Source organism: Streptomyces sp. ERV7 (assembly GCF_001653515.1).
Classification (GTDB): Bacteria; Actinomycetota; Actinomycetes; order Streptomycetales; family Streptomycetaceae; genus Streptomyces.
Genome location: NZ_LYOY01000029.1, coordinates 119,220 through 142,911, shown reverse-complemented (window position 1 = coordinate 142,911; position 23,692 = coordinate 119,220). Strand labels below are relative to the sequence as shown.

22 protein-coding genes are annotated in these 23,692 nt (G+C 69.8%); 9 read left to right on the top strand and 13 right to left on the bottom strand.

From position 1 onward, the window contains the following. Nucleotides 1-34 precede the first annotated feature (34 nt). The 4 genes from A8W25_RS06920 to A8W25_RS06905 are packed head-to-tail and all read right to left on the bottom strand — an operon-like array spanning nucleotide 35 to nucleotide 5,434. Nucleotides 35-2,434, bottom strand: coding sequence for a beta-glucosidase family protein (locus A8W25_RS06920; protein WP_067157599.1), 2,400 nt, complete (start codon nucleotides 2,432-2,434; stop codon nucleotides 35-37). After that, nucleotides 2,431-3,249, bottom strand: a complete 819-nt coding sequence (locus A8W25_RS06915; protein ID WP_067160736.1) for a carbohydrate ABC transporter permease — start codon at nucleotides 3,247-3,249, stop codon at nucleotides 2,431-2,433. The genes A8W25_RS06920 and A8W25_RS06915 overlap by 4 nt, the downstream gene beginning before the upstream one ends. Continuing rightward, the gene (locus tag A8W25_RS06910; protein ID WP_067157596.1) at nucleotides 3,249-4,145 is read right to left on the bottom strand and encodes a carbohydrate ABC transporter permease; all 897 of its coding nucleotides are present in this window, start codon (nucleotides 4,143-4,145) and stop codon (nucleotides 3,249-3,251) included. Before A8W25_RS06910 ends, A8W25_RS06915 begins: the two co-directional genes overlap by 1 nt. Beyond that, nucleotides 4,142-5,434, bottom strand: a complete 1,293-nt coding sequence (locus A8W25_RS06905) for an ABC transporter substrate-binding protein (RefSeq protein ID WP_067157593.1) — start codon at nucleotides 5,432-5,434, stop codon at nucleotides 4,142-4,144. The genes A8W25_RS06910 and A8W25_RS06905 overlap by 4 nt, the downstream gene beginning before the upstream one ends. Nucleotides 5,435-5,615: 181 nt before the next feature. Here A8W25_RS06905 and A8W25_RS06900 point away from each other — a divergent pair, with 181 nt between their 5' ends. Continuing rightward, nucleotides 5,616-6,653: a LacI family DNA-binding transcriptional regulator gene (locus A8W25_RS06900; RefSeq protein WP_067157590.1), complete on the top strand. Its 1,038-nt coding sequence runs from the start codon at nucleotides 5,616-5,618 to the stop codon at nucleotides 6,651-6,653. 231 nt (nucleotides 6,654-6,884) lie between these two features. Beyond that, complete coding sequence (locus tag A8W25_RS06895; protein ID WP_067157586.1) at nucleotides 6,885-8,189, top strand: endo-1,4-beta-xylanase; 1,305 nt, start codon at nucleotides 6,885-6,887, stop codon at nucleotides 8,187-8,189. Nucleotides 8,190-8,251: 62 nt separating this feature from the next. Here the strand turns inward: A8W25_RS06895 and A8W25_RS34735 are convergent, their stop codons facing one another. Next, entirely contained in the window at nucleotides 8,252-8,416 is a 165-nt protein-coding gene (locus A8W25_RS34735; RefSeq protein ID WP_420708413.1) for a helix-turn-helix domain-containing protein, read from the bottom strand. A 23-nt stretch (nucleotides 8,417-8,439) separates the two neighbouring features. Next, nucleotides 8,440-8,868, bottom strand: a complete 429-nt coding sequence (locus A8W25_RS06890) for a VOC family protein (protein ID WP_067157583.1) — start codon at nucleotides 8,866-8,868, stop codon at nucleotides 8,440-8,442. Between the two features lie 256 nt (nucleotides 8,869-9,124). Here A8W25_RS06890 and A8W25_RS06885 point away from each other — a divergent pair, with 256 nt between their 5' ends. Beyond that, a complete protein-coding gene (locus A8W25_RS06885) occupies nucleotides 9,125-9,781 on the top strand; it encodes a DUF1326 domain-containing protein (RefSeq protein WP_067157580.1) in 657 nt (218 codons plus the stop codon). On the opposite strand, the gene A8W25_RS06880 is transcribed toward A8W25_RS06885, so the two are convergent. Further along, nucleotides 9,778-10,974 carry a permease gene (locus A8W25_RS06880; RefSeq protein WP_067157577.1) on the bottom strand — a complete coding sequence of 399 codons (1,197 nt, stop codon included), beginning with the start codon at nucleotides 10,972-10,974 and terminating at the stop codon, nucleotides 9,778-9,780. The two genes, A8W25_RS06885 and A8W25_RS06880, sit on opposite strands and share 4 nt — an antisense overlap. A 129-nt stretch (nucleotides 10,975-11,103) precedes the next feature. On the opposite strand from A8W25_RS06880, the gene A8W25_RS06875 reads away from it, so the two are divergent. After that, nucleotides 11,104-11,718, top strand: a complete 615-nt coding sequence (locus tag A8W25_RS06875) for a DUF1326 domain-containing protein (protein WP_067157574.1) — start codon at nucleotides 11,104-11,106, stop codon at nucleotides 11,716-11,718. 1 nt (nucleotide 11,719) lies between these two features. Here the strand turns inward: A8W25_RS06875 and A8W25_RS06870 are convergent, their stop codons facing one another. The 3 genes from A8W25_RS06870 to A8W25_RS06860 all read right to left on the bottom strand — a co-directional run bounded on the left by A8W25_RS06870 (nucleotide 11,720) and on the right by A8W25_RS06860 (nucleotide 14,301). Beyond that, nucleotides 11,720-12,556 (bottom strand): DUF2182 domain-containing protein, encoded by an 837-nt coding sequence (locus tag A8W25_RS06870; protein WP_067157570.1) that lies wholly within the window; start codon nucleotides 12,554-12,556, stop codon nucleotides 11,720-11,722. Between the two features lie 214 nt (nucleotides 12,557-12,770). After that, entirely contained in the window at nucleotides 12,771-13,673 is a 903-nt protein-coding gene (locus A8W25_RS06865; protein ID WP_067160733.1) for a DUF3626 domain-containing protein, read from the bottom strand. Nucleotides 13,674-13,833: 160 nt separating this feature from the next. Next, on the bottom strand, nucleotides 13,834-14,301 hold the full coding sequence (locus A8W25_RS06860) for a MarR family winged helix-turn-helix transcriptional regulator (RefSeq protein ID WP_067157567.1): 468 nt from the start codon (nucleotides 14,299-14,301) through the stop codon (nucleotides 13,834-13,836). A gap of 161 nt (nucleotides 14,302-14,462) precedes the next feature. On the opposite strand from A8W25_RS06860, the gene A8W25_RS06855 reads away from it, so the two are divergent. Together A8W25_RS06855 and A8W25_RS06850 are read left to right on the top strand one after the other, a co-directional pair. Further along, entirely contained in the window at nucleotides 14,463-15,617 is a 1,155-nt protein-coding gene (locus A8W25_RS06855; RefSeq protein ID WP_067157564.1) for a serine hydrolase domain-containing protein, read from the top strand. A 118-nt stretch (nucleotides 15,618-15,735) separates the two neighbouring features. Next, complete coding sequence (locus tag A8W25_RS06850) at nucleotides 15,736-16,308, top strand: antibiotic biosynthesis monooxygenase (RefSeq protein WP_067157561.1); 573 nt, start codon at nucleotides 15,736-15,738, stop codon at nucleotides 16,306-16,308. Here the strand turns inward: A8W25_RS06850 and A8W25_RS06845 are convergent. Beyond that, entirely contained in the window at nucleotides 16,305-16,973 is a 669-nt protein-coding gene (locus A8W25_RS06845; protein ID WP_067157558.1) for a hypothetical protein, read from the bottom strand. The genes A8W25_RS06850 and A8W25_RS06845 overlap by 4 nt on opposite strands. A 73-nt stretch (nucleotides 16,974-17,046) precedes the next feature. Next, nucleotides 17,047-17,625, bottom strand: coding sequence for an NIPSNAP family protein (locus A8W25_RS06840; protein ID WP_067157556.1), 579 nt, complete (start codon nucleotides 17,623-17,625; stop codon nucleotides 17,047-17,049). A 549-nt stretch (nucleotides 17,626-18,174) separates the two neighbouring features. On the opposite strand from A8W25_RS06840, the gene A8W25_RS06835 reads away from it, so the two are divergent. Both A8W25_RS06835 and A8W25_RS06830 read left to right on the top strand, forming a co-directional pair. After that, on the top strand, nucleotides 18,175-19,308 hold the full coding sequence (locus tag A8W25_RS06835; RefSeq protein ID WP_234386313.1) for a M4 family metallopeptidase: 1,134 nt from the start codon (nucleotides 18,175-18,177) through the stop codon (nucleotides 19,306-19,308). An 88-nt stretch (nucleotides 19,309-19,396) separates the two neighbouring features. Then, a complete protein-coding gene (locus tag A8W25_RS06830) occupies nucleotides 19,397-19,699 on the top strand; it encodes a protealysin inhibitor emfourin (protein ID WP_067157553.1) in 303 nt (100 codons plus the stop codon). A gap of 43 nt (nucleotides 19,700-19,742) precedes the next feature. On the opposite strand, the gene A8W25_RS06825 is transcribed toward A8W25_RS06830, so the two are convergent. After that, on the bottom strand, nucleotides 19,743-21,479 hold the full coding sequence (locus A8W25_RS06825; RefSeq protein WP_067157550.1) for an immunity 49 family protein: 1,737 nt from the start codon (nucleotides 21,477-21,479) through the stop codon (nucleotides 19,743-19,745). Between the two features lie 383 nt (nucleotides 21,480-21,862). On the opposite strand from A8W25_RS06825, the gene A8W25_RS06820 reads away from it, so the two are divergent. Beyond that, a complete protein-coding gene (locus A8W25_RS06820) occupies nucleotides 21,863-23,692 on the top strand; it encodes an SCO2524 family protein (protein ID WP_067160727.1) in 1,830 nt (609 codons plus the stop codon).

Below are 23,692 nucleotides of genomic sequence, written 5' to 3'. Positions count from 1 at the left end.
GGCGTGGGCGGCAGGCACCGGGCAGGCAACGGACTCACGGATGAGAAGCCCGAACGGTCACAGTCGGGTGCAGGCGGCGGGTGTGGTCGAGCGGGCGCACCGGACCGGTGAGGCGCAGCGGTACGCAGAGACGGGCATCAGTGCTGGAGGCGGCGATCCGCAGCTCCAGCGCGCCGGGCTCCACGATCCGGTGGCGCTCTCGACCGGTGAAAGAGGCCAGGTCGGCGGGGAGCACCAGCTCCACACGGCACGCCGCCCCCGCGGCCAGCGCGATGCGCCGGTAGCCGACCAGCCGCTGCACCGGCTGCACCACACTGGCCACCGGATCGTGCAGGTAGAGCTGGACGACCTCGCTGCCCGCCCGGTCCCCCGTGTTGCGCAGGTCGAAGGCGAGCCGGAACTCACCGTCAGTGCCGGTTTCCGCCCTCTCGACCGCCAGCCCCGACCAAGTGAATTCGCTGTAGCCGAGTCCGTGTCCGAAAGCGTAGGCGGGTGTCGGGTCGGTGCTGGAGACCTCGCTCGCCTGGGCGAGCCGCGCGGCGAGGTAGGTGGAGGGCTGGACGCCGGTGTGCGTGGGGATACTGACCGGCAGCCTTCCGGACGGGTTGACCCTCCCGCTGAGCACGCCCGCCACGGCCTGCGTACCCGCCTCGCCCGGGAAGAAGCACTGCACGATCGCTGCCGCCTCGCTCACCGCTCGCCCCAGTACGTACGGCCGACCCGCCAGCAGGGTGACCACGATCGGGGTGCCGCAGTCCAGCATGGCGTCGAGCAACTCGTTCTGGCGTCCGGGTAGTTCGAGTGTCGCGGCGTCGCAGCCCTCGCCGCTGGTGCCGCGGCCGAACAGCCCGGCCCGGTCGCCGAGGGCCAGCACCACCACGTCGGCCCGGTGGGCGGCCCGGACGGCTTCCTCGATGCCGCTCGCGTCCTCACCGTCGATGCCGACGCCGCGCACGGTCCACAGTTCACCGTCGGGGAACTCCGCCTGCAACGCCTCGTACAGCGTGGGGAGTTCGATGCCGAGCGGCACCTTCGGGTGCTGGCTTCCCACGTGCACCGGAAAGGCGTAGCAGCCGAGTACGGCGGTGGGCTCGTCGGCGTTGGGGCCGATCACCGCGATCCGGGTGGGGCGGCTCAGCGGCAGCAGGCCGTCGTTGCGCAGCAGCACCACGGCCTGTTCGGCGAGTTCGGCGGCGAGTGCCCGGTTGGCGGGCCGGTCGAGGTCGACGAGGCCGCGCAGTCCCCCGACTGCGCTCAGATCGGTGCCGGCGAGGGCGTCGGGCACGGGGTTCCAGTCCGGGTCCAGCAGCCCGAGCCGGGCCTTCTGGACCAGCACCCGGCGCAGCGCCCGGTCGATCAGCCGCTCCGGTACGAGCCCGGTGGCGACGGCGTCGAGCAGGGGCTGTCCGAAGGTCTTCACGGTCGGCAGTTCGACGTCGACGCCGCTGGTGAGAGCCAGGGCGGCGGCCTGCGACCAGTCCTCGGCGACGCCGTGCAGGGCCTTGAGGAAGGCGATGCCGAAGTAGTCGGCGACGACCGTGCCGTCGAAGCCCCAGGTGTCCCGGAGCAGACCGGTGAGCAGCGTCTCGTCGGCGGCGCTGGGGATACCGTCGGTGTCGGTGTAGGCGTGCATGACCGAGCCGGGGCGCCCTTCGCGCACAGCCATCTCGAACGGCGGCAGGATGACGTCGGCGCGCTCGCGCGGGCCCATGCCGACGGGGGCGAGATTGCGTCCGGCGCGGGAGGCGGAGTATCCGGCGAAGTGCTTGAGGGTGGCGACGATTCCGGCCGACTGAAGGCCCTGCACATAGGCCGTGGCGATGGTGCCGACCAGGTACGGGTCCTCGCCGATGGTCTCCTCCACCCGCCCCCAGCGGGCGTCGCGCACCACGTCGAGGACCGGCGCGAGGCCCTGGTGCACGCCGACGGCCCGCATGTCGCGGCCGATCGCGGCAGCCATCCGGCGCACCAGCGCCGGGTTGAAGGCGGCGCCCCAGGAAAGCGGTACGGGATAGGCCGTGGCGCCCCAGGCGGCGAAGCCCGCCAGGCACTCCTCGTGGGCGAGGGCGGGAATGCCGAAGCGGTTGGCAGCGGCGATCCGGCGCTGGGAACGCAGCAGGGAGAGGGCGCCCAGTGCCGGGTCGACCGGCGCCGTCCCGAACGGACGGGTCAGCTGGCCGAGCCCGTACGGCAGCAGGGTGTCGAGGTCGGGCGGATCCTCCATCTCGTGCTGGTGCGGCGCGATGTCGCCGCCCTCGTCGCTGGCGCCCACCCAGACGCCGAACAACTGGGCCGTCTTCTCCCGCAGGGTCATCGCCGCGATCAGCGCGTCGGCGCGGGCCCGCGGGCTGAGCGCGGTGTCCCGCCAGGCGGGAACGCCGTCCGCGGCGGGGGTCGAGGTGCCACCGGGCTCGGGGTTCGGGGTGCCGATCATTTTCCTCCCACTCCCGTCAGGCCCTGGACGAGGGCGCGGCGGGCGAACAGGTAGACGACGAGGATGGGGAGCATGGACAGCACCACGGCGCTGAGCAGTCCGGGTACGTCGACGCCGTGTTCGGTCTGGAACTCGTACAAACCCAGGGTGATGACTTTGGTGGAGTCGGACTGGGTGAGGATCAGCGGGAACAGGAAGCCGTTCCATGCCTGGAGGGCGGCGAAGACCACGATGGAGGACAGGCCGCCCCTGGACAGCGGCAGCACGAGCTGCCGGAAGACCCGGGCCGGTGAGGCTCCGTCCATCGCCATCGCCTCGTACAGCTCGGGGCTGATGTCGCGCATCGCTCCGGTGAGGACGAGTGTGCAGACCGGGAGGCAGAAGGCGGCGGTCGGCAGGATGACACCGATGAGGTGGTCGTACAGCCCCGCCTTGCTGATCAGGTAGAACATCGGCACGATCACCGCTTGGGCGGGGATCGCCAGGCCCAGCAGGAACAGCCGGAACACCCAGCCGGTGGCCCTGCCGCGGGCTCGTACGATGGCGTACGCGAGCGGCGGGACGACCAGCAGCACGATCGCGACCACGCTGGCGGTGACGGTGAGGGTGTTGAGGAAGTCCTGGCCGAAGCCGTTGGACAGGTCGGTGAGGTAGTTGCGCACGGTCCACTGGGCGGGCAGGCTGAGCGGCCCCTCGGTGGAGTAGTCGGCGCGGGTGCGGAGGGTGGCGAGCACCAGCACGTACAGCGGCAGGCCGACCAGCAGCAGCCAGACCAGCGAGCCGAACCCGGCGAGGTAGTTGGGGCGCGGGCGTATCACAGGCCCTCCGTCGTGCCGCGCATCCGGTCGTAACCGGAGAACTTGACCACAGCCAGGGAGATCAGGGTGGCGACGACCACCAGGACCAGGGCGATGGCCGATGCGGCGCCGAAGTCGTAGCTCTTGAAGGCCTTTTGGTACATGTAGAAGGCGCTCACGGTGGTGTCGGTGCCGGGGCCGCCCTGGGTGAGGATCAGCACCGTGTCGAAGGTGGTGAGCCCGCCGACGACCATCAGAACCATCGAGGTGATGATGCTGTTGCGCAGTTGCGGCAGGGTGATGTGGAAGAACTGCCGGACGGTGCCGGCGCCGTCGATCGCGGCGGCCTGGTAGAGCGCTTGGGGGATGGCCCGGGCGCCGCCCTGATAGATCAGCGCGTGCAGGGGGGTGAACTGCCACACGCCCACGAAGGTGAGTACCGCGAGGGCGCCGCTGCGGCTGCCGAGCAGGTTGCCGTCGCCGAACAGCCAGGTCAGCTGGGAGGGTACGCCGAAGTTGGGGTCCAGGACGGCCCGCCACACCACGGACACGGCGGTCGCCGACAGCAGCAGCGGGACGAAGTAGATCGCGGAGAGCACGGCCCGGTTGCGCTGGTGCCCGGCGGCCCAGACGCCGAGCAGCAGGCTGACCGGCGTCTGGGTGACCACTCCGAGGCCGGCGAGCAGCAGGGTGGTCCAGACCGACTGGGTCATCACCGGGTCGTGGATCAGCGCACTCCAGTTGGCCAGGCCGTTGAAGTGCGGCTCGCTGATGCCGTCCCAGCTGGTGAAGGAGAGTACGACGACCAGGATGAGCGGCAGGATCGCGAAGAGCAGGAAGAACACCGCGGCGGGCGCCGCCCAGACGAAGCCGGGGCGGCTCACCCCCGCCCCGGACTTCGGGGCGGTCCTCATGAGGCGGGCAAGGCCTGCATGGCCTTGATGAATCCGTCGGCGTCGAGCTTGCCGTCGAAGAACCGCTGGATGGCGGTGTGCATCGGGGTGGCCGCGCTCGGCGGGTATGCCTGGTCCCAGGACAGCTGAAACGAGGGGGCGGCTTTGACCAGCTCGTACTGGTACGTGGAGTACGCGGGGCTGGCCGCCTTGTCCAGGAAGTCGACGGTGTTGACGGTGGTGGGCAGGTTGCCGATGGCGAGCTGGGCTTCGACGAACTCCTTGGAGTACATCAGCTTGAGGAACGCGGCGGCGGCCTCGGGGTGCTTGGTCTTCTTCAGTACCGAATAGAAGTTGTTGGTGTTGCCCACCACGTCGGCCGGGTCGCCCTTGCCCCCGCTCAGGGTCGGGAACCCGGTGTAGCCGAGGCCGGACTTGGCGAAGTCCGGGTTGGCGTCCTGCTGGGTGGAGTAGTACCAGGAGCCCATCAGCTCGAAGGCGGCCCGGCCCCTGGCCACCAGGGCCGGGGAGCCGCCGTCGGTGAACTTCACCGAGTCGAAGGTACGGCCGAACGCGCCGGATTCGGCCAGTTGCCTCAGGGCGGTCAGTGCCTTGCGGCTGTCCTCGCTCGCCCAGGCGGCCCGATCGCCGTTCACCGCCCGGGAGAACAGGCCGGGGCCGGCGATCCGGTCGTACAGGTACTCGAACCACATCAGGGTGGGCCACTGGTCGGCGCCGCCGAGCGCGATCGGGGTGATGCCCTTGGCCTTGAGGGCCTTGGTGGCGGCGATCAGCTCGTCCCAGGTGCGCGGCGGGGTCAGACCGGCGTCGGCCAGCACCTTCTTGTTGTGGAACAGCAGCACCGGCTGGGTGCCGCGCATCGGCACGCCGTACGGTTTGCCGTCCACGACGGCCGAGTTGAACACCGACGGCAGGAAGTTGCTCTTCAGGCCCGGGTCCTTGGCGATGAAGCCGTCCAGCGGGAGCAGCAGGCCGGCCTTGACGAAGGGCTGGATGGAGCCGCCGCCCCAGTTGAAGAAGACGTCCGGCGCGTGCGGGGTGTTGATGACGGTCTGCAGCTTCTGCTGGTAGTCCGCGCCGGGGACGGTGTCGAGTACCACCTTGACCTTGGAGGTCTTGTTGAAGGTCTCGACCATCTGTTTCTCGACCTTGTTGGCGGCGTCGCCGTAGACCATCACGTGGATCGTCCCGGAGCCAGCGCCGGAGGAGGTACCGCCCGAGCCGCACGCCGCGGTCATGCCCAGGACGAGTGCGGTGGTGACGGCGATCGCGGCAAGTCTCGGTCCCATGCCCCTACCCTCGTTCGCAAGTTTCGGAATATTGAGCGAATGTGGTCGGAAAGCTAGGACCGGCCTCGCCGCCCGTCAAGACTTCCGGCGAGATCCGATCCAACGGGCCGACCGGCTAGCATCCGTGCGGTCGGCCACCCACAGCGCAGTTCGCCCAGCAGGGCAAGGGCAGGAGGAAACCGTGAGCAGAGCGGCGACGCTCGCTGAGATCGCGCACGAGGCAGGGGTCTCGGCTCCGACTGTTTCGAAAGTCCTCAACGGCCGGGCCGACGTCGCCCCGGCCACCCGGGAGCGGGTGGAGGAACTGCTGCGCCGGCACGGCTACCGGCGGCGGCGGGGCACCCAGCCGAGCCCGCTGCTCGAACTGGTCTTCCACGAGCTGGAGAGCGTCTGGGCGATGGAGGTGATCCGCGGCGTCGAGAACGTGGCGCGCGCCGAAGGCCTGAGCATCGTCCTCTCGGAATCCTCCGGGCGGCTCACCCCCGGCCAGTCCTGGGTGGACGGGGTGCTCGCCCGCCGCCCCACCGGCGTGCTGCTGGTCCTGTCCGGCCTGGACCGCTCCCAGCAGGAACAACTGGCCGGCCGCGACATCCCGTTCGTCGTGATGGACCCGGCCGGCGACCCCGGCCAGGAGGTGCCCGCCGTCGGCACCACCAACTGGGACGGCGGCCTGGCCGCCACCCGGCACCTGCTCGACCTCGGCCACCGCCGGATCGGCCTGATCGGCGGCCCGGGCCGGATGATGTGCAGCCGGGCCCGGGCCGACGGCTACCGGGCCGCCCTCGACATGGCGGGCATCGCCTACGATCCGGAACTGGTCCGCGAGGGCGACTTCCACCACGAGGCGGGGCACCGGATCGGACGGGAGCTGCTGAACCTCCCCGACCGGCCGACCGCCGTGTTCGCCGGAAACGACCTACAGGCCCTCGGACTCTACGAGGCGGCCCGTGAGCTGGGGTTGCGCATCCCCGAGGACCTCAGCGTGGTCGGCTTCGACGACCTGCCGCTGGCCCGCTGGGTCGGCCCGCCGCTCACCACCGTCCGCCAGCCGCTGACCGAGATGGCCGAGGTCGCGGCCCGCATGGTGATCGACCTGGCCCGGGGCACCCGCCCCGGCACCCAGCGGGTGGACCTCGCCACCAGCCTGGTCGAGCGCTCCAGCACGGCCTCACCTCAGAAGCGCCCCCGAACGGTTGACGGAGCATCAGCCCGGTTCTAGGGTCAGCGACAGAATCGCTGTAGGGTTCGAAACTTTCGACAAGCAGACTCCCCCACAGCATCTCCGCACGGTCAGCGTTCCCCGCACCACCGCACGTCCGTCTCTCCTCCCCCACAGAGAAAGGACCACGCCGGTGTCAGTCCGGACGCCCCGCCCCCCCGCCCCAGGCACGCCCGGCGCGCCTTCGGCGCCGCCGCCGTCACCGCAGTCGCCGCCCTCGCCGCCACCCTCCTGCCGACCGGCCAGGCGGGCGCGGCAGGGCCCACCCTGCGCTCGCTCGCCGAGGCGAAGGGCATCTACTTCGGTACCGCCATCACCCAGACCGACCTCGACAACTCCTCGCTCACCGCCGTCGCCGGCAGCCAGTTCGGCATGCTCACCCCCGGCAACGAGATGAAGTGGGACACCACCGAGCCCTCGCGGGGCAGCTTCAACTTCGCCCCCGCCGACCGGATCGTCTCCTTCGCCCAGACCCACTCGATGAAGCTGCGCGGCCACACCCTGGTCTGGCACAGCCAGCTCCCGTCCTGGGTCAGCAGCCTGCCCACCACCCAGGTGAAGGCCGCGATGGAGGACCACATCACCAACGAGGTGTCGCACTACAAGGGCAAGCTCTACGCCTGGGACGTGGTCAACGAACCCTTCAACGAGGACGGCAGCCTCCGCTCCGACGCCTTCTCCAACGCGATGGGCAGCGGATACGTGGCCGACGCGCTGCGCACCGCACGCGCCGCCGACCCCGATGCCAAGCTGTACCTCAACGACTACAACATCGAGGGCCAGAACGCGAAGAGCGACGCCATGTACAACCTGGTGAGGTCGCTCAAGAGCCAGGGCGTCCCACTGGACGGCGTCGGCTTCCAGGCCCACTTCATCCTCGGCCAGGTCCCCTCGACCTTCAAGGCCAACCTCCAGCGGTTCACCGCCCTCGGCGTCAACGTCGCCATCACCGAGCTCGACGACCGCCTCCAGCTCCCGGCGACCGGCGCCGCGCTCGCCCAGCAGGCCAGCGACTACGCCTCCGTGATCAACACCTGCCTCGCCGTCACCGGGTGTACGGGCATCACCCAGTGGGGCGTCGGCGACGCGGACTCCTGGATCCCCGGCGCCTTCCCCGGCTACGGCGCCGCCACCATGTACGACACCGGCTACCAGCCGAAACCGGCCTACACCGCCTCCGTCACCGCCCTCGGCGGCAGCACCACCCCCACGCCGGGCACCTCCTGCAAGGTGACCGGCAGAGTCAACGCCTGGAACACCGGTCTGACCGAGGACATCACCCTCACCAACACCGGCTCGTCCACGATCAACGGCTGGGCTCTGGCCTTCACCCTGCCCGCAGGCCAGACCGTGACCAGCGCCTGGAACGCCACCATCACTCCGGCCAACGGCCAGGCCACCGCCACAAACCTCAGCTACAACGGCACCCTGGCCCCCGGCGCCGCCACCTCCTTCGGCTTCCAGGCCACCCACACCGGAAACACCTCCTTCCCCATGGCGTTCAGCCTCGACCACAGCCCCTGCACCATCGCCTGACGGTCTTTCCCACCCCTCCGCACACAGCCCGCACCCCGCACCCGGGGTGCGGGCCCGCGCACTCACCGAGCGGGGCGGGGCGGAGGCGTGGTGGCCTGGAGGAAGTGGCGCGCCCGTTCCATGCGCCGGGCCCGGATGCAGCCGACGACCGTCTCCCCCGTGGCCGCGCGGATGAGCCGCGTCAGATGGTTGTGCGAGACACCCACCGCCGTCGCGGTCTCCGGCACCGTCAGCCGGTCGCCGCGGCCCCTCAGTCGATACAGAATTCGTTGCCCTCGATGTCCAGCATCGGGATACACGCATCATTGCCGTCATACAGCGTGCGCACGTGGACCGCACCGAGCGGGACCAGTCGTGCGCACTCGGCCTCAAGTGCGGCGAGGCGCTCTTCGCCCACGAGCCCGGTGCCGACCCGCACGTCGAGATGCACCCGGTTCTTGGCGGCCTTCCCTTCAGGGACGCGCTGGAAGTACAGCCGCGGGCCCACACCTGACGGATCAGTGCAGGCAAACCATGCGTCCTGCTGCTCAGGTGGCTGGGAACGCTTGAAATCGTCCCATGTGGCAAACCCCTCCGGTGGCGGAGGTACGACGTACCCCAACACCTCGCACCAGAAACGGGCGAGGCGCTCGGGCTCCGCGCAGTCGAAGGTGACCTGGAACTTCTTGATCGACGTCACGGGGCCACCGTAGGGGCACATGCACTTCGGCGAAACCCCGGGGTGTGCCCGCGGCCTCACTCCACGGACCCCGCTGTCCCATATCCCCCGAAGGCACTGAAGTACCGGCCGCTGTTCCCCTCATCCCTGCCGGTAACCGAGGCGTGAGGTGCAAGCTGGAAGGGAGGCCGCCTTGCCGGCCCGGGAGCGGGCTGGGGAAGACCCGCGGCCTCGCCACTCCGAATGGGCCCCCGGGGCTCGGCAGGAGGGAAGCGAGATGACAGAACAGGTCACCACCGGTACACACTGGCGCCTGACCGGTGATTGGTTCGATGTGTGCAAGTGCGCCATACCGTGTCCCTGCACGTTTGCCCAGCCCCCGACCTACGGCGACTGCGAAGGCGTGCTGGCCTGGCACATCCGGGAAGGCCGCTTCGGCGACGTTTCGCTGGACGATCTCAACGTCCTGATGCTCGGTTCCTTCGTCGGCAATGTCTGGGCCGGCGAACACACCGACGCGTACGCCGCGGTATTCCTGGACGAGCGTGCCGACGAGCAGCAGCGCGGTGCACTCGGTGCCATCTTCGGCGGTGAGGCGGGCGGATGGCCGGCGCGGTTCGGGGAGATGTTCCACCCCGAGATGCGCGGCATGGACTTCGTTCCCATCCGCGTCGAGATCGACGAGGACCTCGGCAGCTGGCGGGCCGAGATTCCCGGCAAGGTCACGGCCACCGCCGAGGCGCTCACCGGCCCCACGACACCGGACGGCGCACGCGTCCAGGTCCACAATGCCCCGGGCGCCGAGGTCGGACCGGGCCAGGTCGCCACCTGGGGGCGGGCCACTGCCGACCGCGCCGAGGCGTTCGGCTTCTCGTGGGAACGCTCGGGGAAGTCGAGCAAATACTTCCCGTTCGACTGGAGCGGTCCCGACTAGCGCGGACCCGATGCCCCGGAGGCGGGCCCGTGCCCCTGTTCGCCGTCTCCGGGTGAGCCGTCTCCGGGTGTGCCACCCATCATCCGCAGCATGGCCGGGCCGCCGGTGCGCCAGAACCGTACGAGCAACGTCGCGGCCAGCAACAGGAAGGCGATGTTGAGCCACGTCGTGTAGTTCCAGGCGACCCCCTCCTCGGGGATCGTCGCATCGGCCTGGTCGGGAATCAGCCCCAGTCCACCGAAGGCGAACTCGACCGCGTATCCGGCGACGGCCATCGCGACGAAGAAGGTGACCAGCAGGTAGACGGCCATCCGGGCGCCGTAGTACTTCCGGTAGATGTTCAGGATCGGCAGGATCAACAGGTCCGCGAAGATGAAGGCGACCACACCGCCGAAGCTGATGCCGCCCTTCCACAGCACCACGGCCAGTGGGACGTTGCCGATCGAGCAGACGAACGTGGCCACCGCCACCCATGGCCCGACCAGCGGGCCGATCAGCTTGGCGGCGAGCGGATGCCCTTCCAGGAAGAACGTGCGCCAGAAGTCGTCCGGCACCCAGGCCGCGATCGCCCCCGCGATCAGCAGCCCCGCCACCAGGTCCCGCACCACCGCGGCCCACTCCATGACGAAGATATGGGACACAGACGTGAAGCCGTCGCGGGAGAACAAGCGGCGCGCGAAACCGCCCTCCCCCCGCACCGACATGTCCATCGCCGCATGGCCTTCCATCGATCCCGCGATCCCACGCTCGGCCTGCTCCCGCGCCTGTGTCAGCAGCCGCTCGCGCAGGAAGAGACGGAACAGCACGGCGAGTACGACGATCATGATCGGCCCGCCTGCGAACTCGGCGGCCGTGAACTGCCAGCCCATCAGCAGTGCGAGGATCACGCCGAGCTCCACCACCAGGTTGGTGGAGGCGATCTCGAACGCCATCGCCGCGGTGAAGTCCGCGCCCTTGCGGAACAGCGAACGGGCCAGCGCCACGGCCGCGTACGAGCAGGACGACGAGGCCGCCCCGAGGCCGGCCGACAGGGCGAGCGTGCGCGGCCGGTCATCGCCCAGCAGCCGGACGACGGTCGAGCGGCGCACCACCGCCTGCACTACGGCCGACAAGGCGAAGCCGAGGATCAGCGCCCAGGTGACTTCCCAGGTCATCGACCCGGCGATGGACAACGCGTGGCCGATCGCTTCCACAGTGTGCCTGCCCTTCGGCGCAGGATTCCAGCGTTTGCCAGGAAACGCCGTTTACAGGCCAATTTGACAGGTCTAGCGTAAAAGTACAGGCGACGCTCGCCGCCATCACCATGGAAGAGGGGAGCAGTCATGTCGTGGACAATTTCCGGCACGTATGTGGCCGGTTGCTCTTGCGCGGTGTTGTGCAGCTGTCCGTACGACGGCCAGCCACGGGACGCCAAGGGCGGGACCGAGTGCCTCGGCACCGCCGTGTTCCATGTGGCGGACGGGAACCTGGACGACCTGGACCTGTCCGACGTGGACTTCGCGTTCTACAACCACTTCCCCTCCAATCTGACCTCCGGCAACTGGAAGGTCGGGATCGTCGTGGACAGCGCGGCCAGCGACGAGCAGGCCGAGGGCCTGGAACGCATCCTGTCCGGCCGCGAAGGCGGACCGTTCGGCCAGCTGTCCCAGTTCTACGGCGAGTACCTGGGCATGGAGCGGGCGAGGGTGGCCCTCACGGGCGGGGACAGTCCCGGCCTTACGGTCGAGGGCCGGACGGAACTCTCCTACGAGCCGCTCACCGGGCCCGACGGCAGCTCGACAAAGATCAAGAACGCCATGTTCGGGTTCGCGCCCGAATTCGAAGTCGGCAGGACCTCCGGTCGGTCCGATGCCTTCGGGCTGAGCTACGAGGCGTCGTACGGCGAGACGGCCGGCTACGTCTTCAGTAGCGCGGAGACCGTTGCGACAGGCCGGTGAGTCACATACCGCCCATCGACGGCATCGACCCCTGCAACCCCGGCAGCAGCCAGTCCTGGAACGGGGCGAGTACGGCCAGTACGAGAAACGCGACGCCCACGACCCGGGCGAGCAGCGGGCCATGGGACCACAGCTTCTCCACGAAGATCACCACGGCCAGTCCGGCCATCGCCGCCACGTTCATCACCCCGAGGGGAACGAGGACGACCATCAGTCCCGCACAGCAGCCGACACAGTAGGCGCCGTGATGGACACCCACCCGAAGGTCGCGGGCCGGCCGCCGGAACCCGGCGTAGCGCACCAGGTGGCTCATGGGGTCGCGGCAGTGCCGCAGACAGACGTACTTGAGGGGGCCGAGCTGATACAGGCCCGCGAGCAGGAAGGACACCGCCCCGATCCAGCGTCCGGCGGTGGGATGGTCGTCCACCAGGCCCCCGGTGAGGGCCAGGGCTCCGTAGGCGAGCAGTCCGAAGGCGGTCCACACCAGCAGATACCCACCCACGAACTCCACGGTGCGCAGGGTCCGTGCCCAGCCCGAGGACTGCCGACCGATCCCCCGCACCCATGTGATGGCCACCGGCGCCATCGACGGCAGCATCATGGCCGCCATCATCGTCACCCACAGCAGCAGGAACAGCGGCAGCGCCATCCCCATCGTGCCCGGCTCGACCCCCATGTCCCGGGCCTGCCCGATCGTCAGCGCCCATGCGGGCACCGCGATCAGTACGACCAGGAACCAGGCGGCGGCGAGATCCCGCTTCGGCAGCAGGCCCCCGCCCGCTCCGGTCGGCGCGGCCGACCGGGCGGATACGGGGGCGGAAGTCTGGTGGTGACGCATGGGCGTGTACTCCTGCGGCTTCTTCCAGGACAGCACGTATCCCGCTGCGGCGCGACCTCGTAGGTCACTGGACGAGCACCGACGTGGCCGAGGCGGCCTCAGCCACCGACGGCGAGGTGGTGCCGGTACTCCTCACCCCGGGCGTATACAGCGCGAACCCGCCACCCCCGACCGGCCAGCACGCACAGCGACCGGCCCAGCGACCGTCTGGTGGTCAGCGAAGGCCATCGAGCACGGGCACGTCTTCTCGCCCATTGTTCGCTTCCCCATCGAAGAGCCGCACGGGCGCGCCGAAACGTGCGAGGTAGTGCCACACCTTCTTGACCGCCTGCGGGTCATAGCGGCCCGTACGGGCGGCATCTGCGACGATGCGCGGGTCGAGCCTGCCACCCACGGCGATCTGGGCGCCCAGGTCGACATACTCCTGGCCCCGGTAAGCGGGGCGCAGGTGGAGTTCCTCGACCGTGAGCTGGAATCCGGGGTGCCATCGCACCGGGCACGGAAGACGACGGGCCGCCTCCTCAAGGGGCGTGCCCTGGTAGCAGGGGTCCAGGACCAGCGCTTCCACATCGCGGTCCAGTCGGACCGCGCCGTGCACCTGCGCCTCGATGTAGTCGTCGAGGGCGTCCTGCGCATCAGCCAGAGCGAGTTCGATCAGACCCATGCGCTCCGCGGTAGCGAAGTCGGCGGGTTCCAGGTAGCTGTCCGGGTAGCAGAACGTGGTCCGCGCCAGCGCCTGGGCATTGAGCTGGAAGCAGGCCGAACCGAAGCGGGGCGCCGCACCGACCGGCTTGCGGCGGAAGTTCAGTGCTCCGTAGACGGGCCGGTCGTGGGGTGACGCGTCGTCATAGGCTCCGCCGAAGATCCGGCTCTCCCACCGCCACCGGTCACCACCCGGGTGGGCGGTCAGGCCTCCGTTGCTCGTGCCGGTGACGAACTGCGAGAGGTAGACGCCCGCCTGACCCAGGGCCTCCAGGATCGGCTTGCCGTCAACCAGCCGGTCCGGGTGGAAGTTGAGAGTGACCCGCAGCGTCGGGTCCACAGGAGGACCGGACGACAGCCCGGCGACATGCCCGAGGGCCCGTTCCTGCGGTGTCTGGATGGCGTCGGAAATCATGCGCGTAGTGTCCCCCGAGCTGATCAGACCGTGCACCCGGGTTTCCCAACAGGCAGGGGCGAGAGCCTCGTCATAGGGACGCGGCCCGCCCATACCCAGGAACCGCTCCGCACCCACGGCGTTGTGACGGTTCAGCCCTTCGCGTCGACGACCGACATCATCAGGAGCTGCCCTCGCTCGACTGGTGGCGCTGGTCGTCGACAACCTTCGTGAACGCGTCCTTGAACGCGGCGTAGCCGTCCGCGCCGAGTTCGTGGGCGTGGCGGCGCTCGATGTCGGCGAGGATGGCGTCGGAGTGCTCCATCTGCGCCAGGCCCCGCTCGGTGGGCAGCACGAGCTTGGCACGGCGGTCCGCGGGATCCGGCTCCCGGCGTAGGTAGCCGAGGACTTCGAGCTCGTCGACGAGCTTGCCGACGACCTGTTTGTGCTGGCCGGAGCGGCGCGCCAGGTCGGTGGCGCGACTGCCCTCGGCGTCGAGGAACGCCAGGATCGCGCCGTGTTGCGGGCGCAGGTCACCGAAGCCGTCCCCGGCCAGCCGCGCGAACAGTTCACGCTGGATGCCGAACAGCAGGCCGGCGGCCAGGATCCCCAGGTCGGGGTTGTCGCGTTTCGTCTCACTGCGACGCATCGGTCGACCACTCCTCAACTTAGTCACCAATGTTGACGGTAATTATCAGTGACTATACCGTAGCCGTTGTTGATCACGACCGGCCCGGCCGTGAGGACGCAGTCACAGGGCTGCTTCATACCGCCTGTTGCGTTCTTGAGACCAGAAAGAAGGCACGTGAGATGTCCACCACCAGCACCGTTGTGCACGGCACTGTCGCCGGAGGCTTCGAGGACGTACGTGAACGCCTCACCTCGGCCGCCGAAACGGAGCCCGGCCTCTCGGCGCAGCTCGCCGTCTACCACCGAGGCCGACAGGTGGTGGATCTGTGGACCGGCCCCGGCCTGACCGGGGACTCGCTCCTCGCACTGTTCTCGTCCGGCAAGGGTGCCGCACACCTGGTCCTGGCGCTGCTGGTCCAGGACGGCGTGATCGATCTCGACGCCCCGGTCGCCGCGTACTGGCCCGAGTTCGCCGCCGAGGGCAAGGCCGGGATCAGCGTGCGGGATCTGCTGGCCCACAAGGCCGGACTGATCGGTGTCGACGGCGGCTTCACGCCCGCCGAACTCGCCGACGACCGGCTGCTCGCTGCCCGGCTGGCAGCCCAGAAGCCCTATTGGGCCCCGGGCACCGCCTACGGCTATCACGCCTTCGTCATCGGCGCCCTGACCGGCGAGGTGGTGCGCCGTGTCACCGGGACCTCGCTGCAGGACGTCTTCGAGCAACGGATCCGCGCGCCCCACCACCTCGACTTCCACCTCGGCCTGCCCGCCGACCAGGAGCACCGCTACCTGCCGGTCCAGCCGTTGCCGCCGCACCAGCAGGAGATCGCCCAGGCGAACCTGCCCACCCCGGACTCCCTCACCGGTATCGCCTTCAACTTCAACGCCACCGCGCCGACCGATCTCGTCGAGTTCGCCAACACCCGCACCGTGCGTGCGCTCGGCCCCGCCTCGGCCGGAAGTGTCGGCACCGCCCGCGGTCTGGCACGGATGTACGCCGCCGCGATCGGCGAACTCGACGGCCATGCACCGCTGCTGAAGCCGGACGTGCTCACCGAGTTCACCACGCCGCACACCTCCGGCACCGACGTGGTGACCGGTGAGCGCGACCACTTCCTCCTCGGGTTCGAGGCCCAGGCGGTCCGCTACCCCAGCCTGGGCGCCGACGCCTTCGGGCACAGCGGCGCGGTCGGCGCCCAGTCGTTCGCCGACCCCCTCAGCGGCATCGCCTACAGCTACGCCCGCCGCCGCTTCTCCTTCGGCGGCGGAGGCGGCGCCCCCGAGAACCGGGACCTCATCGCCACCGTGATCGAGTCCGCTGCCGCCGCCGGCTGAGCGTCCGTGGCTCGTCGCCCAGCTGGGGCGCTATCGCCACCACGCCTCAGGACAGGCCCCGCCGAGGCATCCAACCCGTAAGGTAGGGACGGGCGCGGTGAGATCATGAGGAGTTCGTGTGACCGCGGTCAGTCTTGAGCACGCCACTGTTCCCGTCGACGCGGGAGAGGTGACCCTGCTGATAGCCCGCCGGGTGGAACCCGGCTACGAAGCCGCCTTCGAACTGTGGGCGAGGGGCATCCTCGAAAGCGCGGCCGCCTTCCCCGGCCACCTCGGATACGGACTCTTCCGCTCCGCCGGCGGCGACGCCCCCTGGTTCCTCGTCCACCGTTTCCGGGACGCGGCGGCATGCCGGGCCTGGCAGGAGTCGCCGGAGCGGGCGGCCTGGTTCGCCGACTGCGAGGGACACCACCACACCGAGATCGCCCGGCGCCAACTGACCGGCATGGAGACCTGGTTCGCCAAGCCGGGATCGACACGGCCTGCGCCACCGAGGTGGAAGATGGCGATCAGCGCGACCCTGGCGATCTACCCGATCTCCGTACTCGGCAGCCTCTTTCTCATGCCACGCCTGACCGCGCTCCCCCTCCTGCTCGCCAGTGCGATCGTGGCCTGCGTCTTCAACGTCCTCATGACGTACGTGGCGATGCCCGCCGTCAGCAGACTCCTGCGCGGCTGGCTCACCCCTTAGAGCCTGTCGGCCGGGGCTTGAGGCTCAGGCAGGTGCGGGGCGTCGGGATGGTAGTGGCGCTGACGTTGGACCGGGGCGGTGGCGAAGTCGCCGGTGCCGTTGAGGACTTCGCCGGGGCCGAGGCGGATGCCGTGGGCGCGGCCGAAGCCCTTGAGGACGGCGCCCCGGTGGTCCGGGTCGGGGTGGGTGTACGGGCGGCCCGCGGCCAGGTCGGCCGAGCGGGCGGAGACCGGGCCGAGGACCTGGCTGCCGGCGCCGAGCAGGCCGGGGCCGATCACCTCGGCGCCGCCTGAGATCCGCACCCCGTCGCCGATCCGGATCCCGCCGTCGCCCGCCGCCGTGATCCGCGCTCCGCCGTCGCCGATCTCGGTGTCCCTTCCGATGGTCACGAGCGCGCCGCCGGTGGCGCGGATCCGGGCGCCGCCGTACAGCGTCGTGCCCGCGCCGATGCCGCACCGGCTGTCGCCGTCGCACTCGACGACCGCGCCGGGGTAGAGCGTGACGCCCGGGTGCAGCTCGACCCGCCGGGAGACGAGCACCGAGAACGGGTCGAGCACGGCCGTGCCCTCGTCGGCGAGGTCCAGCAGCTCGGTGGGCGTGAGCAGTCCGCGCTCGCGCCGCAGCCGGTCGAGGCGCTCCCAAGGAGAGCCGGTTCCGTTGATCATTGGCACATCGTCGACACGGGCGGGAGCCGTTGTCCAACCGAAGCAGCTCCCGCGCCCGGAAACCAGCGCGAGGCTATGTCGTCACGGGTTCCAGCCGCAGCCGCCGGATCGGCCAGGGTGGTGGTTCGGCCGGGCCGAACCAGACGCGGACGTCCTCACCGGTACGGACGGGCAGGAGGGGGTAGTCGTTCTCGGCGTGCTCGGTGCGGTGCAGCGCGTGGCCCGGGCCCAGATGTCGGGTGGCGTACGCGTCGAAGGCAGCCGCGTCGGACGAGTGGCAGATGGTCGCGACCACCTCGCGGGTGCCCGGCTCGGTGGCGAAACCCGGGCCGCGCAGCAGCAGGACGTCGTCGCTGTCGACCATGGTGGCGTTGGCCGCCTCGCGGTGCTCCCGCCAGACCGGGCCGGTGTAGAACGCCTCCAGCGAGCGCCGACGGTGCGTCATGTCGGGGAACGAGCGCAGCCAGACGAAACGGTCCGGGTCGTCAAGGTCGCGGAACCGGCCGCCGACAGTGATGCCGACCGCTTGCTGGCCGGTCACGAACTCGCGCTCGAAGAGCTCGATCAGCGTCTCCCGGGTGTGGGGGCGCAGGCTGTACTGCCGGAGTTCGACGATGCCGATACGTATGCTCGCGAAGTTGAAGTCGTCCATGCGCCGTATGCTAGGAACACTCTCCTGACACCTACTGTCAGTGAACCTACTGTCAGTGAGGAGCGGAGCCCCACTCGGGGTGCACACCGGCGGCATCGAATAGATACTCGTAGTGGACACGGTTTGCACCTCCGCGGTCATGCGCACGGCGCACTCGGCGGAAAGGCTCGCCATACGGCTGAGCAGGCATGCAGGGAGGTATCTTGCCCTTCACGCAGGTGTCGTCCCGCGCATGAGACGCGGTCGTTCAGTCACAGCAACACCGTCAGTCCGACGATCAGCGCCCTTGACGCGGCGCCTCCGGCGCCCACGATCCACGATCCACGAGGGCGACCTGGGCAACTTGTTCGACGCCGCGGTGGCCAAGCCAGTCGAGGCGGGCGTGGTTGTTCTGGAGCACGAAGAACAACCCACACGAGACACCGGATGAGCGAGGCCTTACCGCCGCCCCTCTTCTACGCGAGGTATCCGATGACCAGGACCTGCCGCCTCAGTTGCATCATCCCCCCGCTCCTTCTCGAAAAGCTCCTCAGAAGCGAGAAGAGCGAGGTGCACCAAGCAGCGTTGGACACCCTGCTGACCACCGCGGGGTTGCGCGGTGAGCGAGCCGTACGGGCGTCCTTCGCCGGCACCGCCACCCCCGGCAACGGCCGACGGACCGTCTTCGACTGCCAGCACGGCAGGGCGCTTCCCTCGGCTGTGCTGGCCCGGTCGGAGGACGGACCGGAACCCGCAGAGGACTCCGTCAACCGGGCGTTCGTCGGCCTGGGCACGACGCGCGACTTCTACCACGACGTGTTCGGTCGCAATTCGATCGACGACCGGGGGATGCGTCTGGACGGGTACGTCCACTTCAGCGCGAAGTACAACAACGCGTTCTGGGACGGCCAGCAGATGGTCTTCGGCGACGGAGACGGAGAGATCTTCACCGACTTCACCGGCTCCCTCGACGTCATCGCCCACGAGTTGACGCACGGAGTCACCGAGAACACGGCGGGCCTCGCCTATCACACGCAGTCCGGGGCCCTCAACGAGTCCATCTCGGACGTCTTCGGCTCGCTGGTCAAGCAGTGGTCGCTGAAGCAGACGGTCGAGGAGGCGGACTGGCTGATCGGACCTGAGGTCTTCACCCCGAAGATCGAGGCCGACGCCCTGCGGTCGCTGAAGGCGCCCGGGCATGCGTACGACAACGCCCTGTTCGGCAGGGACCCCCAGCCCGACCACATGAGCAAGTTCGTCCACCTCCCCGACTCCGAGAGAGGGGACAACGGCGGAGTGCACATCAACTCCGGCATCCCGAACAAGGCGTTCTATCTCACGGCGGTGGGTATCGGCGGATACGCGTGGGAGGCCGCCGGACTCATCTGGTACGAAGCGCTCAAGGCGTCCACCGTCGAAACCCAGTTCCAGGATTTCGCGGACACCACCTACCAGAAGGCCGAGGCACTGTACGGAGCCGGCAGCGCCGAACAGCTCGCCGTGCTGGCCGCGTGGCAGGAAGTAGGAATCCAGATCAGCGGGGTCCCGGCCGGGGTCGCCCGGACGCGTAGCCGCGCGGGCAACCGCAACGGCGGCGCGGGTCGGCAGGACGGCCTGGCGGCCTTGACCAAGCAGATCGGGACACTGACCACCCAGGTGACCGCGCTGGCCAAGGACGTGGCCACGCTCAAGGGGAAGAAATAACCCCCCGCCCCCGGTGGTTGATGCGGGCCAACCCTCGGACGATCGTGACGGCAGAGAGCGCCGCGCCGTGGCCCGGGAGGTTGGGACGATGAGGGTGACCTTGGAGACACACGGCGGGCAGGCGGCCGCGATCAACCTCCGCCTCCCGCCCAAGGTGCTGGACACCGACGCCCTGTCCAAGAACGCCTCAGCCGAGCTGGCCCGGCTGGTCGCGGAGGCCGCCCCGGTGCCCGCAGCGGAACAGCCCGGCCGCGCCCGAGACGCGATGAGCTACACCATCACCGTGGAGGACGACGGCCGCTCGACCGTTCTCACCCAGACCGACGCCACCATGTCCCCGGCGTTCGCGACCTTGCTCAGCCGACTCGAAAGCCACTTCGCCCAGCAGTGAGAACGGGCCCCAGCCGGCGGCGGCGTCCCGCTGTGGCCCGCCCCTAGAACGGCTCCGCGGCCCGCAGGAGGCCCTGCGGCAGGTAGGCCGATTCGACGCGGATGTCCCAGCCGCGTCGGCGAGCGTGGCAGGCCAGGGCGAGGATGTCGAGGTTGACGGAAGCGTCCGGATCGTCGGCGCGGTCGGCGACCTGGTAGTAGTCGCGGTGGGCTTCGAGCGCGTCGGCCAGGGCCAGGTTGAAGCTCTCCTCGTCGCCCTCCACGAGCTGCGACAGCAGCACGGCCGGCGGCATGGCGAAGCCCCAGTCCTCGGCCCTCTCGGCCTGCTCCAAGGCCCGCTGCGCCGCCGGTTCGGGATCGGTGCCCTTCAGGTAGGCGTGGAGGGCTTCGCGGTACGCGGCGAAGGCGGAGCCGTCCGGGCGGGCGAACGCAGGGCCGGTGAGGACCAGCGGGGCGAGGTCCTCGCGTGCGCCGCTGATGAGGGCGAAGGCAGTGGCGTTCTGCCAGTTGCCGGCTCCGGCCTTCTCGTCCCGCTGGGCCGGGTAGCGCAGTGTGCGGCCGTCGATGGTCACCTCGACCTCGGTGCCCGGCTCCGCCCGTGCGATGCGGAAGAGGGCCGCCCCTATCTGGGCGCCCAGCCGAAGGTTCGCGAGCTGGGCGTCCGTGACGCCGCCGGTGTTCCCCGCGCGCCACTTGAAGAGGCGCTCCTGATCGCTCAAGACGCTGTCGAGCCGCGAGACAGCGAGAGGGTCCGCGTCGACGGGGGTGAGCGCCTCCCGAACGTGTTCCTCGTACATGGCCTCGATCTGCGGGCCGACCGTCCAGTCGACGGTCGGCCGCTCCACCACCAGCGGGCCCGCGGCGAGCGCGGCCACCGCGTCCGCCCGCCGCTCCCGGCCGAACCCCGCGACCCGCGGGCCACGGCTCTGGAAGCCGGTGATCAGTGCGTGCGGAAGGTAGTCGGTGTGAACGGCAGGCGCCCAGTCACGGGTCCGGTACGCGAGCGCGGCGAGGGCCAAGGGGACGAGCGGGACAAGCGTGCTCGGGGAGGCCGTGGGGCCGTGCAGGGCGCTGTGCCTGACCAGGAGGTCGGCCAGCGCGGCATCAAAGGCCTCCTTGTCCTCGGCGGCCAGGGCGCGCAGCGTACGCAGCGCTCCGCTGTCCGGCCGGTCCAGGAGGGGCTCGCCCGTCTCCCCCGCGCGGGTACCCATGCGGTCCAAGGCTGCGTCAACGGCGGCGAGCTTGGCCTGCGCGCTCGGCGGGTACTCCTCGTCGTCGCCGGTGTCGTCCAGGACCACGGCCATCAAGCCTGTGGCGAGCTCGCCGGCGGGCGTTCCCTGCGCCCGCGCGGCGAACTTCTCCCGGGCGAAGTGGAAGGCCTCGCCGTGCCACTTCGCTTTGTCCCTGAGGACCGCCAGGCAGAGCGCGTCGATCCACTCCTCGGGCGTGACGCTCTCCGCGGGGGCATCCTCACCCGGGTCGTAGCTCATGCCGAAGTTCACGTACTCCAGGAAGACCTGGAAACTGCAGTGCGGGTGGTACGCCGCGTAGGCGACGGCGCCGGCCGCGGCCTCGCAGGCGTCCTTGAGGGCGGCCTTGGCCTCCGAGGTGTCGAGGCCGGGTGTCTCCACGGAGAGGGCGCCCAGGTAGTCGAGGAACTCGTCGGCGATCGACTGCCACTCGTAGGTGGCCATCCGGCCACCCCGCGACATGGACCGCACCCGGCCCCCGATGCGGTTCGTGAAGTCCTCGCGTGCTGCCGACACGACGGCCCCGCCCACCTGGTGACGCTCTATTCGCACTGCCCTGCTCCTTGATCGAATCTCTGCGGACAGCCTAGGCGCGGGATCTGACAATCCGGCTGCTGCCGGGCACGGGCCTCCAGCCGGGCCGCGCCGAGCGGCCTGCGATCCCGTACACCGAGACACGGCGAACACTCGCCGGCCCTCTCACCCTGACGCGGCGTCAAATATGCCTGACGGAGCGCATGCGGGGAGCCATGGGGACGCCGTACGGGCGGGGCACGATGTCGACCGGCCTCGCTTTCCCGCGACACGCTGCGGTCTCCCGGCGGCGCGGTTCGTCGGCGGCCGAACCCCCCAGGAAGTACGGGAGCGGATATGCTCTGGGCCCGAATATGGGGCACCCGGGCGAGGGGTGGGGGATGCAGATCAAGCCACGCCAGCACCTGCTTGATATATGGCAGGCCGTGTCACGCCATTCGTTTGACAGTGGTGAATGGGACTGGGGTGAAGAGGGAGGCCTCAACAGTGTCGCCGACGCCGAGCGGCTGTTGTGCCTGATGTATCCGGCCACGGAGATCACCGCATTCCGGCTGGACGATCCGGACACCATGGAACGCGACGTGCAGGCCGCGCTCAAGGGTATGGGCGGCCGGACGGAGATCCCGGCGAAGCTGGTGAACATCCTCGCCGAGTTCATGGACACGCATACCACCGAGGACGAAGGGCCCAGCTTCGCGGGCGGTCATTACTTCGAGGCGTGCGACCCCGGCAAGGAACTCACCGGGGAGCAGCGCCGGCTGGGCGTCGTCGACTCGTTCTCGATGTCGATCACTCTGTGCCTGGCCACCCTCGGCTTTCTCAAGGTCTACCTGGGCAGGACCCGGCGCGCGGAAGTGCGTGCCCGCATCGAGGAGCTCAGGGCCGCCACCGAGACCCGGCTCACCGCCGCCATGGTGAGCCTGCTGCGCTCCTTCACCGTCAACTGCTTCGACCCCGACAGTGCGCAGGGCCGCGCTCTGTGCGATGTCCTGGGGCAGGGGCAGGTCTCCCAACGCGTCGTGGTGGAGCGGTTCCAGCGACGCTTCGCCGCACTGCGCGCCACCATCGACGAGAGCCTTGTGCTCGGCGTCGACATCGCCGACGACGAGAACCAGCTCTTCGAGTGCGGGTGGGCCTGGACTCTGGTGAAGGACTCCCCGCAGGTCGAGACCACGCAGTTCACCGGCCGGCAGCCCGCCGGCGTCGCCTGGCCTGTCCCCTACCTCTACTTCACCGTGGTCGCCCTCGACGGCATCCAGGACCTGTTCTCCGAACGCACCCTCACTCTCGGCCTGCTGACCCCCGAACAGCAGCGGCTCGCCGAGGCGTTACGCCTGCGGTGGGAGATCACTCAGCAGTACTGGTCCGGCATCGCCCGGTTCGGCGACGTCTGGCCGCTGGAGGACATCCCCTGGCGTACGACCGGGCAGCGCCTGGAGTCCGAGTACTTCTCCCTGTCGGTCGCCTCCATCCTGGTCCACGACCTGGTACGCCGCCGCGCCACCGACGAGGACCTCACCCGTACCGTCGCGGTGATGGAGCGGCTCGCCGAGCGCGGCCGGATCAGCAGCCGGATGACCGAAGGGGACCCAGCGATCGTCCTGCATGCCCCGGGCGTGCGGCTGCCGCTCCAGGGCAGCGGCGACATCGGCCCCGCGATGCAGTGGACGATGGCCGACTTCTCCGCCCAGCTACTCAAGCGGACCATCCAACTCTGCGCGCTCTCACAGAACGTGTCCGCGCACGACCGGCTACTGAGACTCGCCGAACGTATCTTCGACCACGTGTGGAAGCGCCGCATCCACTATGACGAGGGAGTCGGCCAGTGGGACGACGTGCAGGCCGTCTACCCGCATGCGCCGACCGCAGAGCGGCCGCCGTCCTGGAGCTTCACCGAACGAGTCGTCGAGTGCATGGTGGCCGGCCATCGGCTCTACACCGAGTCGCCGATCCGCAGCACCGAACTGATCAGCACCGCCTCCTCGCTGCTCAATGAGGCGACCCACCTGTTCGGCAAGGAACTCCTCGAACCCACCTCGGGCCAGGACACCTCACGCAGCCTCACGCTGCGGTCCGCCGAGGCCGGACTCAGGCGGGCACGCGAGCTCCTCGACCACCGGCCCGGCACCGCCATCGCACTCATCCTGGGGATCCTGGTCGAGCTCGACGGCCTGGCGCGGGGCAGGCACGCCGCTGCCCGGGGAGAGTGA

Excerpts from the sequence above, each read along its gene's own strand:
- A8W25_RS06840 (WP_067157556.1), bottom strand. The coding sequence starts at position 17,625 with ATGGACGACTTCAACTTCGCGAGCATACGTATCGGCATCGTCGAACTC.
- A8W25_RS06870 (WP_067157570.1), bottom strand. The coding sequence starts at position 12,556 with ATGCGTCACCACCAGACTTCCGCCCCCGTATCCGCCCGGTCGGCCGCG.
- A8W25_RS06820 (WP_067160727.1), top strand. The coding sequence starts at position 21,863 with ATGCAGATCAAGCCACGCCAGCACCTGCTTGATATATGGCAGGCCGTG.
- A8W25_RS06910 (WP_067157596.1), bottom strand. The coding sequence starts at position 4,145 with ATGAGGACCGCCCCGAAGTCCGGGGCGGGGGTGAGCCGCCCCGGCTTC.
- A8W25_RS06885 (WP_067157580.1), top strand. The coding sequence starts at position 9,125 with ATGACAGAACAGGTCACCACCGGTACACACTGGCGCCTGACCGGTGAT.
- A8W25_RS06920 (WP_067157599.1), bottom strand. The coding sequence starts at position 2,434 with ATGATCGGCACCCCGAACCCCGAGCCCGGTGGCACCTCGACCCCCGCC.
- A8W25_RS06905 (WP_067157593.1), bottom strand. The coding sequence starts at position 5,434 with ATGGGACCGAGACTTGCCGCGATCGCCGTCACCACCGCACTCGTCCTG.
- A8W25_RS06860 (WP_067157567.1), bottom strand. The coding sequence starts at position 14,301 with ATGCGTCGCAGTGAGACGAAACGCGACAACCCCGACCTGGGGATCCTG.
- A8W25_RS06875 (WP_067157574.1), top strand. The coding sequence starts at position 11,104 with ATGTCGTGGACAATTTCCGGCACGTATGTGGCCGGTTGCTCTTGCGCG.
- A8W25_RS06845 (WP_067157558.1), bottom strand. The coding sequence starts at position 16,973 with ATGATCAACGGAACCGGCTCTCCTTGGGAGCGCCTCGACCGGCTGCGG.
- A8W25_RS06855 (WP_067157564.1), top strand. The coding sequence starts at position 14,463 with ATGTCCACCACCAGCACCGTTGTGCACGGCACTGTCGCCGGAGGCTTC.
- A8W25_RS06830 (WP_067157553.1), top strand. The coding sequence starts at position 19,397 with ATGAGGGTGACCTTGGAGACACACGGCGGGCAGGCGGCCGCGATCAAC.
- A8W25_RS06865 (WP_067160733.1), bottom strand. The coding sequence starts at position 13,673 with ATGATTTCCGACGCCATCCAGACACCGCAGGAACGGGCCCTCGGGCAT.